Annotated in this window: 9 protein-coding genes and 1 pseudogene; 6 read left to right on the top strand and 4 right to left on the bottom strand. The window is 69.7% G+C overall.

Going from position 1 to position 15056, the window contains the following annotated elements:
- Window positions 1-28: 28 nt before the first annotated feature.
- Both AAW14_RS21320 and AAW14_RS21315 read right to left on the bottom strand, forming a co-directional pair.
- Entirely contained in the window at window positions 29-421 is a 393-nt protein-coding gene (locus AAW14_RS21320) for a hypothetical protein (protein ID WP_265565508.1), read from the bottom strand.
- Window positions 421-2931 (bottom strand): DUF4132 domain-containing protein, encoded by a 2511-nt coding sequence (locus AAW14_RS21315; RefSeq protein WP_265565605.1) that lies wholly within the window; start codon window positions 2929-2931, stop codon window positions 421-423. Before AAW14_RS21315 ends, AAW14_RS21320 begins: the two co-directional genes overlap by 1 nt.
- Before the next feature lie 12 nt (window positions 2932-2943).
- Between AAW14_RS21315 and AAW14_RS21310 the strand changes: the two genes are divergently transcribed.
- The 3 genes from AAW14_RS21310 to AAW14_RS21300 all read left to right on the top strand — a co-directional run bounded on the left by AAW14_RS21310 (window position 2944) and on the right by AAW14_RS21300 (window position 9506).
- Window positions 2944-6264 (top strand): SpoIIE family protein phosphatase, encoded by a 3321-nt coding sequence (locus tag AAW14_RS21310; RefSeq protein ID WP_265565507.1) that lies wholly within the window; start codon window positions 2944-2946, stop codon window positions 6262-6264.
- A 495-nt stretch (window positions 6265-6759) separates the two neighbouring features.
- The gene (locus AAW14_RS21305; RefSeq protein WP_265565506.1) at window positions 6760-7962 is read left to right on the top strand and encodes a cytochrome P450 family protein; all 1203 of its coding nucleotides are present in this window, start codon (window positions 6760-6762) and stop codon (window positions 7960-7962) included.
- A 425-nt stretch (window positions 7963-8387) separates the two neighbouring features.
- Window positions 8388-9506, top strand: a complete 1119-nt coding sequence (locus AAW14_RS21300; protein ID WP_265565505.1) for a PP2C family protein-serine/threonine phosphatase — start codon at window positions 8388-8390, stop codon at window positions 9504-9506.
- A gap of 165 nt (window positions 9507-9671) precedes the next feature.
- Here the strand turns inward: AAW14_RS21300 and AAW14_RS21295 are convergent, their stop codons facing one another.
- Window positions 9672-10886: a saccharopine dehydrogenase family protein gene (locus AAW14_RS21295; protein ID WP_265565504.1), complete on the bottom strand. Its 1215-nt coding sequence runs from the start codon at window positions 10884-10886 to the stop codon at window positions 9672-9674.
- Between the two features lie 115 nt (window positions 10887-11001).
- On the opposite strand from AAW14_RS21295, the gene AAW14_RS21290 reads away from it, so the two are divergent.
- Both AAW14_RS21290 and AAW14_RS21285 read left to right on the top strand, forming a co-directional pair.
- Window positions 11002-11721 carry a TetR/AcrR family transcriptional regulator gene (locus AAW14_RS21290; protein ID WP_265565503.1) on the top strand — a complete coding sequence of 240 codons (720 nt, stop codon included), beginning with the start codon at window positions 11002-11004 and terminating at the stop codon, window positions 11719-11721.
- A gap of 377 nt (window positions 11722-12098) precedes the next feature.
- Window positions 12099-12974: pseudogene (locus AAW14_RS21285) on the top strand (RNA repair domain-containing protein); the annotation flags it as partial.
- A 599-nt stretch (window positions 12975-13573) separates the two neighbouring features.
- Here AAW14_RS21285 and AAW14_RS21280 read toward each other — a convergent pair.
- Complete coding sequence (locus AAW14_RS21280) at window positions 13574-14131, bottom strand: TetR/AcrR family transcriptional regulator (RefSeq protein ID WP_265565501.1); 558 nt, start codon at window positions 14129-14131, stop codon at window positions 13574-13576.
- A gap of 98 nt (window positions 14132-14229) precedes the next feature.
- Here AAW14_RS21280 and AAW14_RS21275 point away from each other — a divergent pair, with 98 nt between their 5' ends.
- Window positions 14230-14832, top strand: a complete 603-nt coding sequence (locus tag AAW14_RS21275) for a DUF2867 domain-containing protein (RefSeq protein WP_265565500.1) — start codon at window positions 14230-14232, stop codon at window positions 14830-14832.
- Window positions 14833-15056 lie beyond the last annotated feature (224 nt).

Here is a 15056-nt window from a genome sequence, read left to right as displayed (position 1 = left end):
GGGCAGTGACTCTGCAACGGCCGGTCCCTCAGCCGCCGACAAGGGCGACGAGCTTGATGAAGACCAGGTCGGAATCGGCGGTGAGATCCACGACTTCGTCGAGGTCCTCGACCTGGTGCTCCCCGGCCAGTACGAAGAACCCGTTGGCCAGGAAGGCGCGTTCGGCGATCTCGGCCTGGTGTTCCCAGTCGATGCGGCGGGGTTCGCGGAGCCGGTAGCCGTTCAGTTCCGCTTCGGCGTCGTCGGGGCGGACGAGGCCGTCGAAGCGGTCGCTCGTGCGGGCGTTGTGCCGGGCGACCTCCTCGCGGACCCGGAGCCTGATCAGCTCCCGTACGGTCATCCGTTCCGGCAGCCCGGCGACCTCCCACTCGGTGACCGGCTTGCCCGTCGCGGTCTCGTCCCGGAACGTCACGGTGGCCATCAGGCACCTCGCTTGATCTGTATGAGGATGGACTCGTCGGTGATCTTGGTGTCGGCTGCGAGCATGAATGCCTTGCTGAGGATCAGGGAGAGCCGTTCGTCCTCGAACGGCAGGAAGACCCTGCCGTCGCCCTTGCCGCGTGACGGGACGATGCACAGGTAGGCGTCGTTGGGCTCCATAAGGATGTTGGCCGAGCCCAGATGGATCTTGTATGTGCCCAAGTCCCCGCGGACCACCAGGAAGCGGCCGTCGAGCGAGCACCGGCCGGCGATCTTCAGGCGCGGCAGAATCCGTTCCAGCGCCTCGCGGCGGACCTCGGCGCTCGCCGTCAGCGCACCGAACGCGGCCGTCCGCCAGTACAAGGCATGGCGGTCCTCGCCCCGGTCGGCCCAGTCGGGATCGGCGGCGATCGAGGTCACGCCGACGAAGAGGTCCACGTCGCGCATCGCCTCGCTGAACACCAGCGGGGGCACCTCCGGCAGCGGAGCCTCCCGCCAGCGCCGGCCGTCCCGCCGCTCGAAGCGAACCTGGTCCGTTGCGGCGTGTTCGGGCGCGTAGCTGCCGTCGTCGTCCGCGGCGGGCTCGTGGTGGAAGCAGGCCCGCCACTGGCCGTCACCGAACTCGGCCCGTGCCTTCCCGTCGTAGCCGCCGTCGTACCGGCCGAGGAAGTTGGCCTGCCAGCCGCGCTCCTTGAACAGCGCGTAGAGCCGCCGGTAGTGGACGATGTGGGCCGCGAACCGGTTGGAGTAGACACCGGTCTCCTCTTCCGCCGGGGTGAGCAGATAGATCTCCCGGAAGGCCTGTTTGAACGGCTGCCGCAGCCGCGAGGCGACGAGCCGCTCCCGCCACGCCCTGATGTCGTGCGCCTGCGCCCGGATCGGATGCCACAACCGGACGCGCTCGGGCCGACCGGGTGGCTCGGTCGTCGGTGCCACCGCGTGCCACTCGCCGTCCGCGTCCTGGAACTCCCAGATCAGGCCACGGACGAGAACCCCGGTGACCGGATGGTCGCGGTAGTAGCGGCACCACTCGTCGTACGGCCACTCCCGCCCGGCCGACATCAGCGCCTCGACGCGGGCCCGCTCACCCGACAGTGTCCCCCGCACCTCCTTCGCCATGGCCTTCAACTCCTGGAGCTCGTCCGGGAAGCCGTCCTTCACTGCCGCCGGAGCCGTGCGCGACGTCCCCCCGTCGGGGCGCGTGAAGGTGAGCCGCACGGTCGCCGCTTCCTCGATCGCCACGCGTACCCGGTATCCGCCCAACTTCCGTTCCAGCGAGCCGTCCGGCGCCAGTCCGTGGTCCGGCACGCTGCGTTCGATGAGCTGCCCCGCCGTGATGCCCTGCTTCCCGGCGGCCGTCACCAGGGCGGTGTCGAGTTGCTTGCGCAGTGCCCGGTGCTTGATCCGGGACTGCAGCCGCCACAGGGCCTGAAGAGAGGCCGGATCGCCGGTCTCGGCCAGTGCGTTGATCGCCGCGCCCGCGAGCTTGAGGTCCTCCATCACGCCGGTTGCGGGGCCGCCGGTCCGCAGAGCGAGCGCTCGGAGGTGCTGCACCGTGGCCGGGCCGCCGGTCAGCGCCGCCGCCCAGACGACGCCGCGCGCCAGGTCCCCGTCGTTCTGGTGGACGACGTAGTGGTAGTGGTATTCGCCGTGGAGCCAGCCGGTGTGCGCACCACTTTCCCTGCTGCACAGTGGATCGTCCTCGGCCAACGCCCGCAGAACGTCGGCCACGAGGTCCCGCGCCGACGCAGAGTCGGCGAGTTCGAGGCATGTCCGCCGCCACCGCTGGGTGGGACGCGGACCGGACAGGCCCGACAGGTGCCGGACGAAGTCCGCCAGCTCCAGCGTCGGCAATGTGTTCGCACGGTCGCGCAGCGCGGCGGCCCAGGGGGCGGACGGCGGGATCAGCCCCTCGGGGATGTGCGCCTCGTCCACGCCGGCGAGCAGCGCACGGAGACGTTTGACGAGCGGTCCACGCAGGTGCGCAGGGGCATCGCCGCTCATGAGCTTCGCGTGAGCTTGCCGCAGCCAGGGCGCGACCGCTCGGCAGCCGTCGGCGCCGAGCCGCTCGGCGGCATCCAGCGCCATCCCCAGGGAACCCGCAGACCAGAAGCCCATGTGGAACTCGGTGACGTGGATCAGCATCACCGCGACCTCGTCCGGCGTCCAGCCGTGCACCCGTGAGATCACCGTTCCGATCTCGGAGTCGTACCGCCGGAATCCGGTGTTGTCGAAGCGGGAGGCCAGCACGAGGCACAGGGCCGCCGCCCTGCCCTCCTCCTCCGAACAGGCCGCGAGCCGCCCGTCGATCTCGGCCTGGCTCGCTGCGCGTATCGCATGGATTCGCTCGAATTCCTCCGGTCCCCGCAACGCCGCGGAGGCGTCCCAACGGGGCTCCGTCCGCTGACGTTCCAAAAGGTCGACGAGCCAGCGGACGCGGTCGAGCGCGGCGGATCTCACGTCGTCGAGCGAGTCGTTCCTACGGGATTCGGCCACCAAGGCTTCGTACATCACGGCGGGATGATGGCAGAGGGGACTGACAACACGATCAACTCGCGCACCCCGACGCCCGAGGCGCAATCGGCCGCCACACCTGGACCGGGAACGTCCGCCTCGGACGAGACGCGCGACGACCAACGGGCCCTCGTCGCCCCTCCCATGGGCGACACCACGAACGACGACGGGGGCGCGCCAACGGCCGGTCCGTGCACCCGGGCCGACGCGTACCTGCGGCACAACCTCACCGAACGGCAGGCCGACCTCGGCATGCTCACGCCCCGCGAGCGCCAGGTCCTCGCCCTGGTGGCCACCGGTATGTCCAACGCGGAGAACGCCGCTCGGCTGGTGCTCGGCGAGGCCACGGTCGAGACCCACCTCAACCGCACCATGGTCAAACTCGGGCTGAGCAGCCGTGCCCAGGCCGTGGTCATCGCCTACGAAGGCGGCCCGGTCATCCGAAGGCGGCCTGGTCATCCCCGGCCACACCCTCCAGTCCCGACCCGGCCGGCTTCCACGACGGGGAGTGCCGGCCGCGGCACGGCCCGCCCACCTCGAGACCACGACGAGGGCCAGCCGTGGCCGTACTCCGTCGCCGACGACGACCTCGCCGCACTCGGAGGCTCGGCCCTCGGTGCGGGCATCACAGCGGCGCTGCCGGTCGGGGGCGCCGTCGGCCCGGCACCGGCCGGGCCGCGGCCGCCGCGGCGGCAGGCCAACAGGATTCGACCGGGAGACCAACCGGCGACGCAACATGATCGAACGTGCATCGTGAGGTTTCCGCCTTGGGCGCCGGTGGGCCGACCTGCGCACACTGGACGTATGCGCGGGGTTTTCGGCGGCGAGGCGGCGGAGCGTGAGGACATGCTCGCTGCGGCCGTCGTGGAAGCCGTCCACGGATCGAGGGCGCACGCGGGGAGCATCTTCCTCCGCTCTCGCGACCGCCGGTCGCTCGTGCTCGCCGCGACGTACGGGGTACCGCCCTCCCTGCTGGGTGGCTGGGAGCTCATTCCGGTGGGCAGTCCCATCCCGGTCGCCGTGGCGTACAACTCCGGACGCACGGTGCACCTGGCAAACGCCGAGGAGACGATGCGGCGGTACCCCCAGCTCTCTGTGGCTCTGCCGTATGCCTTCGGCTCCTGCTCGGTGCCGGTGCGCGCAGGTGGGGAGTCCTTCGGATCGCTGGCGATCCTGTGGTCGGCATCGGCGGGCGGCGAAGGGCTGTCCAAGGCCCAGCGTCGCCACCTGCGGAGCGTCGCCGGCCGGCTCGGTAACCGCCTGGCCACACTCCGCGCCCGTACAGGTGACCCCGTGGAGTGCGACCCGGGGACGGGCCCCGTGGAGACCCCGGCTCCCTCGGCAGCGGCAGTGCAGGTGGGCTTGTTCGACTGGAACCTCAGCTCCGGAACCCTCAGTGTGGACGGCAGGCTCTGCGCGATCTTCGGTCTCGAACCCGGTGCTTTCGACGGACGAACGGAAACGCTTGCGTCGTGCCTGCACCCCGGTGATCGTGCCGCCTTTCGGGCCTGCGTTCGGGAGGCAGTCGGCGAGGGTCAGATCATCGCCCGCCGCCTGCGCGTACGGGATCACCGCGGTGGTGGCGAGAGGTACCGCACGGTCGAGCTGTGGGGCCGCGTACCGGAGGTCGACGAGGCGCACACACGCACGCACCTGGTCGGCGCGGTCGTGGATGCCGAAGCCGGCGGTGAGGCCGTCGCAGCGGCCGCACGACTACGGGACGGGCTGTTCTCCCTCACGCCCGACGGCCGGGTCACCTACGCCAACGACAGCGCCCTGCAACTGCTGAACGTTTCCGCCGACGAGGTACTGGGCCGGGTCCTCTGGGAGGTGCTGCCATGGCTGTCCGACCCCAGCGTCGAGTACCGGCACCGGTCCGCGGTGATCTCGCAGACACCATCCTCCTTCCTGGCGAGCCGACCGCCCGACCAGTGGCTCGACTTCTCCCTGCACCCTCAGGCGGACGGGGTGACCGGCCGGGTAGTCCCCACCGCCCGTCCCCCGTCGGACCTTGCAGCCCCCGCCTCCCCGGCCACTGCAGCCCCCGCCACCGCACCAGCGCGCCTGGGCGTCATTTACCACGTCCTGCAACTCAGCAGCGCACTGACCGAGGCGGTCAGCACACAGCAAGTCTGCGAAGTCGTCTCCGACCAGCTCCTGCCGGCCTTCGCAGGCCAGCAGATGGCGATCTACGTGGTCCGCAACGGAACGATGCAGCTGCTCCATCACACCGGCCACCACGAAGAATTCCTCGACTGGCTGCAGGGCGTCCCACTGCACGCCCGCCTGCCCGGAACGGAAACCCTGACATCCGGGGCTCCGCTCTTCATCGAGTCCCAGCAGGACCTGTCCCGCGGCTACCCTGGCACCCCCACGGGCCGGGTGAACTCCTGGGCGTATCTACCGCTGATCGCGTCCGGCCGCCCCATCGGCACCTGCGTCCTCGGCTTCGACGACATCCATCACTTCACCGAAAAGGACCGCGGCATCCTGACCGCACTCGCCGGCCTCGTCGCCCAGGCTCTGGAACGAGCACGGCTGTACGACTCGGAGTTCGCCGTAGCGCACGGCCTTCAGCAGGTGCTCCTTCCGCACCGGCTGCCGACGGTCCCGGGCATCCGCACCGTCGCACGCTACCTGCCCGCCACCAGCGAAATGGACATCGGCGGCGACTGGTACGACGTCATCCCCACCGAGAGCGGAGCCTGCCTCGTCATCGGCGACGTAGAGGGGCACAGCATCGCCGCCGCGGCCACGATGGCCCAACTGCGTAGCATGGTCCGGGCGTTCACGGCCGCGGGCCATACACCCGGCGACGTGATGACCGGCGTCAACGACACTCTCATCGACCTCGACTCCAACCTGCTGGCCAGTTGCTGCTACATCCACCTCGAACCCCACCGCCAGCACGCCTACGCCGTCACCGCAGGCCACCCCCCGCCTCTGCTCCGCCGCCCCGACGGCACGACCGATGCCCTTCACCTCGACGCCGGCCCGGTTCTCGGAGTGGACCACGCGAGCGCCTATACCCAAACCCGTATCGCCCTCCCGCCGGGATCTGTCCTCGCCCTCTACACCGACGGCCTGGTCGAGGAACCCGGAACCGACATCGACGTGGGCATCGACCGCCTGCGAGCGGCACTGGCCCACGCCCGCGCGGACTCACTGGACGAACTCGCCGACCGGCTCCTGCACCAGGCCCGCGGCTCCTCCTACCGGGCCGACGACATCGCCCTGCTGCTCACTGAGCACGGTTCCAGCCACGGCCCCCGCGACCCCTCGGGCAGACCGTCTGCCGACCGCCACCACGACTTCACCGCGGGGCACTGACGACGCCCCGTGGTTACTGCCCCTGTGCGGTCGGAGCGCGCGCCCGCCGGCGGCGGCAGCAGTCACCCGCCGTGACCGCGGACGGTGAGGAGCAAGGAGGCGGCCCTGTGCTTCCGGCCAGTTCTCACCCGGGCGCTCCTGCACTCCTGCGCTCGTGGGTTCACCGCCGCCGTTCATCGGCACCCGCAGTGCCGCAACGCCGGCTCCGACAGGCACTCCCTTGGAGCACGCGCCTTGTGACGGCAACGGCTTCGGCTCCGATGCGTTGGGGGAATGATGAAGAGACCGCCGAGAAAGCCAATGTTCACCATCCACCAGGCGCACGGTCGGTTCCCGAAAGTGTCCCCCACGCCACCGTGGTCTTCAGGGCCATGGTGGTCGCCGCTATCGCCTTCGCCGTGCCGGCTTCTCCCCTGCCGGTACGGCTGGTTGCGCCCTTCGCCGAAACGCCGCCCACTGCTAGCGTCGGGGCGAATCAGGAGACGGGGGCAGGCGATGGCGACAGCCGAGGTGATAGATCTGGTGGCGATGGGCGAGGACTTCGTCCGCGATCCGTATCCGGTCTACGCAGCGTTACGCCGACGCGGACCCGTGCACAAGGTGCGGATTCCGGAGGGTACGGAGGCCTGGCTTGTCGTCGGGTACGAGGCCGGCCGCGCCGCGCTCGTGGATCCTCGGTTGTCCAAGCAGTGGAAGAACGCCTCGCCCTCCTTTCCGATCCCCAGTCCATCTGCGGGACCGCACATGCTCAACTCCGACCCGCCGGACCATCAGCGGCTGCGCAAGCTGATCGTCCGCGAGTTCACTCCACGCCGGATCGAGCAGCTCGCACCGCGCGTGCGGCAGATCACCGACGAGTTGCTCGACGCGATGGTCGCGCTTCCGGAAGGGCGGGCCGAACTGGTCGAGGCGCTCTCGTTCCCACTGCCGATCTCGGTGATATGCGAGCTGCTCGGCGTGCCGATGCTGGACCGGGCCGCCTTCCGCGCCTGGAGCGGCACCATCCTCACCGACCCCGACCCGGGGGCGCGGCTGGCCGCGACAAGGGAGGTGACCGCGTATCTCACCGAGTTGCTGGAGCGCAAGCGCCTGGAGCCGGGCCAGGACCTGCTTAGCGCCCTGATCCGCACCACCGACGAGGACGGCGACCGGCTCTCTGCGGACGAACTGCGCGGAACCGCCTGGCTGCTGCTGGTCGCGGGGCATGAGACCACGGTCAATCTGATCTCCAACGGCGTCTTGGCGCTGCTTACCCATCCCGACCAACTCGCCGCACTGCGCGAGGACATGACGCTCATTGACAACGCTGTGGAGGAGATGCTGCGCTACGACGGGCCCGTGGAGACACCGACGTACAGGTTCACCACCGAGCCGGTCCAGATCGGCTCTACGGTCATCCCAGGCGGTGGTGAGCTGGTCCTCGTGGCCCTGGCGGACGCAAACCACGACCCGATGCGCTTCCCCGACCCCGGCCGTCTCGACGTCCGGCGGCCCGCCAACGGTCATGTCGCCTTCGGCCACGGCATCCACTACTGCCTCGGCGCGCCGCTCGCCCGCATGGAGGCTCGGATCGCGATCCGTGCCCTGCTGGAACGCTGCCCCGACCTCGCCCTCGACGCCCACCCGGCCGCCCTGACCTGGCGCACCGGCATGCTCATCCGCGGCCCGCGTCAGCTGCCGGTCCGGTGGAAGTCCTGACCTCCGCCCGAGGAATGTTCGCAACCGACCCGGGCACTTCGGCCGAGAGCGCGCCGCGTGGCGACGTGCGATCAGGCCACGGTGCCATCGCATTACCGTGTCTGGGCGCGCGAGCAGCCGGAACCTGTGCAACACCTCCCGAAGCAGCAGGAGAAGCAATGCCGCGCGGCGGCTGCGGCAACCACGCCGGAGCGCTGCACCGAGTGAGCGCCGCCAAGATCCCCTGGATCCCGCTCACTTGCCCCCACCAGGATGGATGAGGTTCCCAGCAACGGCACCCCCCGGATGGTCCAAGCAAAAGCGCCAACCGTGTCGTGTGACCTCACTGGACCGAGGGGGTGTGCAATATCGCCGTCCCGCAGCAGGCTGCTCCCCATAGGCGCGTCACGCCTCTGTGGACCCGGGCGGTAATTACGCTACCTGAAATGATCAGGCCTCTCTCGGGGATCCGGAAACGGCAGACGGCCCGGCGTGGGCCGTCCCGGTTCGCGTCCTGGGCCCCTGTAGTGACCCTGGTGTTGGCGGTGGCCCTGGACGTCTCCACCGACTACCACTTCTCCCCGCGCAACCTGCAGTTCTACCGGCTGCTCTCGGTCGCCCCTGCTCTGGCGGCCTCCGTCTGGTCGGTGCCGGCCACCGTGGCCATCGGAATCGTCGCCTGCTGCGTGGAGCTGCTGCTCGCCTGGACGAGCGGAGAGTTCGGCAGCCCCGTGCGGGTGTTCACCATCGCGGTGATTGCCTCGGTCACGGGGGCGGCAGCGTACGCCAGCCACGCCCGGCAGGAGCGGGAACGCACCCTGTCGCAGGTTCGCACCGTCGCGGAGACCGCGCAGCAGATGGTGCTGCGACCGATGCCGCAGCACCTCGGCCCGCTCGACCTCGGAGTGCTCTACGTTGCCGCGGCGGCGGAGGCCCGGATCGGGGGCGACTTCTACGAGGCACTGCTCACCCCGCACGGGGTGCGGCTGATCGTCGGGGACGTCCGAGGCAAGGGCCTCTCCGCGGTGGGCGTCGCCTCCGCCGCGCTCGGCGCCTTCCGGGAGGCCGCCTACGACGCCCCCGACCTCGCCCAGGTTGCCGCGCGGCTGGAACTCGCACTGACTCGGTACTCCGAGCTCATCCCCGGCGAGGAGTCCGAGGAGCGCTTCGCCACCGCGGTCCTGGTCGAGGTGCCGTCCGACCTGCGGTCCGTCAGGCTCGTCAACTGCGGCCATCCGCCGCCGATACTGCTGCACCGGGGCGAAGTCCAGGTGATCGACGCCACCGCCCCCTCGCCGCCCCTGGCGCTGGGCGGGTTGATCGGCAACGGCTACCTGATCGATGCCGTCCCGTTCCAGAAGGGCGACCTGCTGCTCCTGTACACGGACGGCGTGAGCGAGACTCGCGACAAAGCCGGCACGTTCTACCCCCTGAGTCGCCGGCTCCGGCAGTGGCCCACCGCCGACCCGGGAGCGCTGCTCACCCGGCTGCGCCAGGACCTGGTTGCCTACAGCGGAGGCCACCTCGACGACGACGTCGCCGCGGTAGCGGTGTCGTACCGCTGACGGGGTCCCGAAACTGGATGTCATACTGCTGGGCGGCTGGTCGGGCAGCACCTTCGAGACGCCCTGTCACCCGCGGCCTCGCTCCGCACGACCGGCGGGGATCGGCCTCCACGGCATCTGCCGACGGTGCGTGGCGCCGTGCCGTCACGGCACGGCGCCACCGGGCTATTGTTCGCGGCAGCCCCACGGGGAGCCGTATGCAGTGAGGAGATTGAGGAAGGGCAGTGGCGGCAGCGCCTCGGGGCCGAGGACGCCGCTGCCGCTCCAGGTGCCGTCGGCGAGCAGTTCCAGGGCGACGACCGGGTTGATGGCGGTCTGCCACACGACGGCCTGGCTGCCGTACTCACGCATGGACCACTGGTTGTCCACCACGTGGTACAGGTACACCTCGCGGGGCTTGCCGTCCTTGACGCCCTTGACCCAGGTCCCCGCGCAGGTCTTGCCGTGCATCAGTTCACCGAGCGTGGCCGGGTCGGGCAGGCACGCGGCCACGACGTCCCGCGGGGAGACCCTGACCGGGCCGTTCGGGCCAGGCACCTCCACCGGGGTGGTGCGGTCCAGGCCCAACTGACGCAGCACCTCGAGGGTGGTGATGAACTCCTTCCCCAGACCGTACTTGAAGGTGACGCGCTGCGCGGGCACCCAGCGAGGAATCAGCAACACCTCCTCGTGCTCCACGTTCACGCACTCCACCGGCCCGATGCCCTCGGGGAAGTCGAACACCTCCGGTTCACTGAACGGGGCGGTGGTGAACCAGCCGCGATCAGACTCGTAGATCACAGGCGGGTTCAGGCATTCCTCGATGGTCGTCCAGATACTGAAGGACGGGGCGAAGTCGTAGCCTTCGACCTGCAGGTTGGCCCCGTCGCGGACGCCGATTTCCTCGATCTCGTCGAAGAGCTCCTCGGCGGCGTAACGGGCGAACACGTCCGACAGCCCGGGTTCTACGCCCATCCCCACCAGGGCAAGGCGTCCGGATGCCTTCCAGGCATCGTCCCGCTCGAACTGCTCGTCCCCCAGGCGCACCCCGCACTCCTGGTAGGGCCGGTCGGGATGAGGCCGGGACAACGACATCGCCATGTCCACGTAGTGGGTGCCCGCAGCGAGGGCCGCCTGGAACAGGGGCATCACGAACCGGGGATCGGTCGCGTTCAGCAGGACGTCACAGCCGTGCCCGACCAGCAGGGCGGTCACCGCCTCCTGGTCGGAGGCATCGACCTGGGCCATGGTGAAGCGCGGGTCGGCCACGGCCTCCACAGCTGCCCGGGCGCGCCCCAGGTCCCGGTCCGCAACCACCATGCGGTCGAAGAACGACCGCCGTGCGGCGATCCGGGCGATCGCGGCACCTACTCCACCGGCCCCTACAAGCAGTACACGCATGTTCCATTCCCTCTTGTGCTGTGCCGTCTTTCCGGCTCGTGCGGGGACGCTAGCCGCCGCCTCCGGAGTAAGGTCAAGGGCGTTGGCATAAGTCTGGGGCTCGAGGAGAGGCGCGATGGCGAAACAGATGATCGGTGAGAAGCCCCGGCGGCGACGCCGCACCCGCGCAGGCACCGTCCTGTCCGAAGAGATGATCGTCGAGGCCGCACTGCGCATGCTGCACGAGCACGGCCGCGAAGGACTCAGTGCCCGCAGACTCGGCGCCGCACTCGGCGCGGACCCCAGCACCGTGTACCGCTACTTCCGCAGCATGGACGACCTGACCCTCGCCATCGGAGACGCCCTCATCGCACGTGCCCTGCAGGACTGGCAGACGACCGGCGACTGGTACGCCGACCTGCGCCTTTTGGGCTTGCGTATCTACCATGCCTACCTGGCCCACCCTCATGCCGCCGTCCTGACCGCCAGCCGGGTAAGCGGCCGCCCCCATGAGATCGCCGCCGATGAGATCGTCCTTTCCCTGCTGCTCTCAGCCGGCTTCTCCTACGAGACTGCCGCGAGGATCTACCACGTATTCATCGATCAGTGCCTGGCTTTCGCCGCCCTCGACGCCGCGTTCGCCGCCCTCCCGGCGCAGAGCCGCCGAGCGGATGAGGCCATGTGGCGAACCACCTACGCACACCTGCCTCCGAAGACCCACCCCGGTATCGCCGCCACCGCCGGCTTTCTCGCCGCTCGCATGGCCTCCAGCTCCTACCCCGACGCGCTGGACATGCTCCTCGACAACGCCGCGCACCAACTGCAGCATCAGGCCCTCGCAAAGACCAATGAATAACCCAAACCAAGCCCTCACTTACAGCGGCTGACAGAATCAAGGCATCGGCTCTGCGCCCTTCGCCAAGGAGCGTGACCTGACCCTTTCCGCCGAGCACGCAGGATCGCGCATCCGGTTGATCTGGGGGCTGCACGACCGCTTTCGTGACAATGAGTGGCACTTCGAGGCGACGACTGATCACGCCGATCGCGAACGGTCGCCCGCTGCACCCGTTACCCACACCGAATCGCAGTTCCTGGCGAGACGACTCCCCCCTCGGCATACCCCGGCAACGTCTCGCACCGCACCTGATGCGCCGCGGTGCGAGCGGAAGAACCGTCGAGGACGGGGTGGGCGGCACCCTGGAGACAGGGTGTGAAGGCGGGAGAGGAGGCGTGATGCGAACCAGCGACGAGATCTATCACCGGGTCCGCTGGGACCCGCGGTTCGACCCGGCCAGGTTCGTGCTGGGGATCAGCCAGCGCGGGGATGCCTTCAAACGCATCCCGCTGCCTTCCTTCGTGCCCGGGGGCGACATCCCATGGCACCGGGTGGTGTTCATCGAGGCGGACGGCGAGGTGGTCTGGGACCGGGCCACGGGTGTGGACCGCATCGACGCGTCGGGCGCCGGCCGGGTGCGTGACCCGCAAGCGGACCTGAGGTTCGACAGGAGCGTCGGCGGGGGCGGGCCCGTCGGCGTCCTCGACGTGTCCCCGACGGCCCGCACGGCGGTGGCCTGGATCCCGCCGGCGGAGCTGTGGCCGCCGATCCAGGACATTCGCCGGGATTACGATCCGCAGATCCACCGCTGGCCGCCGCACGTCAATGTGCTCTTCGGCTTCGTACCGGAGTCCGACTTCGAGCGGGCGGCCCCGCTGCTCGCCGCGGCGACGGCCGGGGCGCCGCCCTTCACCGCCCGGCTGGACGGGGTGTGCACCTTCCGGCACAGGGCGTACTTCACCGTGTGGCTCGACCCGACGGCGGCCGGCAAGGCGCCGTGGGCGGACCTGCACCGCGTACTGCAGCAGCGGTTCCCGTGCTGCCGTGGGCCCGCCAAGAACTTCACCCCCCATCTGTCCCTGGGCCGGACCCGGGATCCGCGGCGGGTCACCGCCGACTGCGCCACCCGGCTCGACGCCATGACGGCGACGGTCTGGGAACTCGTTCTGCTCTCACGCAGGGGCGACGGGCCGATGCAGCCACGGGCCACGGTCGCCCTGCGGTCGGGCGCGGTCCGCTGGCTGCCCGTTCTCGGCCTTGAAGAGCCGGGCCCGGAGGACACGGCATGGCTCTCCAAGATCACCGACAGGTGAGGGTGGCCAAGTGGGCAAAGAGGTAGCTACCGCAAGGCGTCGCTGAACGGGCAGCGTGTCCTGGAGAACGACCCGTTCTACGTCGAGGTGATCAACGTCCCGGCGACGTTGACCCCGCAGAAGCTCGACCAGCTGCGCGGCCCCGTCGGCTGCGGCGTCGAATCCTGAACCACGCCTGGCAGTCCCCGATGCTGGACTTCGGCACGACCGGGGACCGGGAGGACCTGACGCGGCAGCTGGTGATGCCCGGCCCGGGCAGCTACCGGATACGGATGTCGGCCGTAAACGTTATGACGGCGGCCCGCGGGATGACAGCCAGCCGACCGAGGTCCTGCTGGTCCAGGTGTGGCAGGCCCCCATGGGGGAGGACTGTGTGATCAAGCAGTCCAGCCATACCGCACAGCTGTGGGCCGAGTAGTGACCGCCGCCGGCACCACGCAGGCGACCGACGGCATACGAACCACGAGGCGGAACGGTTCGTCGGTCAGCCAAGGACTTCGGACCGCTCTCCCGCCAAGAGCACCTACGGCAGCGAGCTTCGCCAGGGTCGGCGACAGGCGCTACCTCAGGAGCCATCTGCGGGTCAGCTCCATCACTTCTGCACGGCTGCGTGAGCCGTGGTCGGCGGCAATGAAGTGGTGGCCAACCCGCACCGAGAAGGCGAGCATGCAGCGGACCTCGATATCGTCCTCGTCGCGGCAGAAGGACGCGAACAGGGAACGCAGGTAGTCCATGCGACGGTTGTCGACGCGCCGGAGCCGCTGTGCTACGGCCTCGTCGCGCCGGGCCCAGTCGCGGATGGCGAGTTCGGCGGTGATGCCTGTCACCGGCCCCTCGTCCGACGAGGCGATCGCGAACAACCGCTCCAGCTTGGCCCTGGCGTCTCCTCCGCCGCTCTCTACCTGCTCGATCACGTTGTCGGTGACCTCGCGCTCCCAGGTGTCGAGCATCTCGGTGAGCAGGGCGTCTCGGTTGCGGAAGTAGCCGTAGAAGCCGCCCTTGCTGACGCCGAGTGCCTGGGCCAGCGACTCGATCCGGACGGCCTCGGGGCCTCCGGCGGTGAGCGCCCGCAGTCCCTCCTCGATCCACCTGCCGCGGGGCGTGCGGGCCGTGGCCATGGTTGTGTCTCCCCTCACGCCTCCCCCATCTATACGGTGCCGTATAGGTGGGGCTAGCCTTTGTTTCTATACGGCATCGTATAGAAAGGGGTTGGCTCATGAGACTCCCCAGCACCGAGCACACGTCCCGCCCCTGGCGGATCCACGAGATCGCCGGTGACTTCCGCATCGAGGATGTGTGGGCACTCCCGACACCCGGCGGTCCCGACGACTTCCCGCACCTGGTGCGCCAGATCGCGAATGGGGCGAGAGGCAGGGCCACCATCTCCTCCCCCGTGTATCGCCTGCTCTTCGCGGTTCGCTGGAAGCTCGGCGGGCTGCTCGGCTGGGATGAGGCCGGCACCGGGACAGGCAGCCGGGTGCAGACGCTGCGCGACCGGTTGTCGGCGGATCTCCGTGACGCTCCCCGGGGGCCGGATGTTCATTCGGGTCCGTTCACCTCCGTTTACCAACTGCACGACGAATGGGCGGCCGAAATGGCCAACCGGACCGTGCACGCGGTGATGCACATCGGCTGGGTCCCGGACAAGGCCGGTGGCTATCGCGGCCAAATGGCCGTCCTGGTGAAGCCGAACGGGCTGTTCGGCGTCGCATACATGACCGCTATCAAGCCCTTCCGGTACCTGGGGGTGTATCCGGCGCTGCTTCGAGCCATCGGACGTACGTGGCAGGCGAATGCCGACGAAAGGAGCGCGGGATAACCGGGTCCAGCGCGGCGCGCAACCGCCGCCTCGGGGAGCGCGAATCGGCCGCCCCTCAGCTCGGCACCTCCGCCTAAGGGCTGTCCCGTAATCCCCGGTGGATCAGCGCGCGGCGTCAGATGCGGTGCATCGCAAGGCGGAGGGTCGTCCTCATACTGGGCGTATTCGGTCGATCCGACAACGCAGCGAGGTGCCGTAGCTGTCGTCGTGCGCCCGCCGGGGAT

The organism is Streptomyces hygroscopicus, from assembly GCF_026168105.1.
Taxonomy (GTDB): Bacteria; Actinomycetota; Actinomycetes; order Streptomycetales; family Streptomycetaceae; genus Streptomyces; species Streptomyces hygroscopicus_D.
Note: the sequence above shows the minus strand (reverse complement) of the source record. Positions and strands in the feature narration are given on the sequence as shown.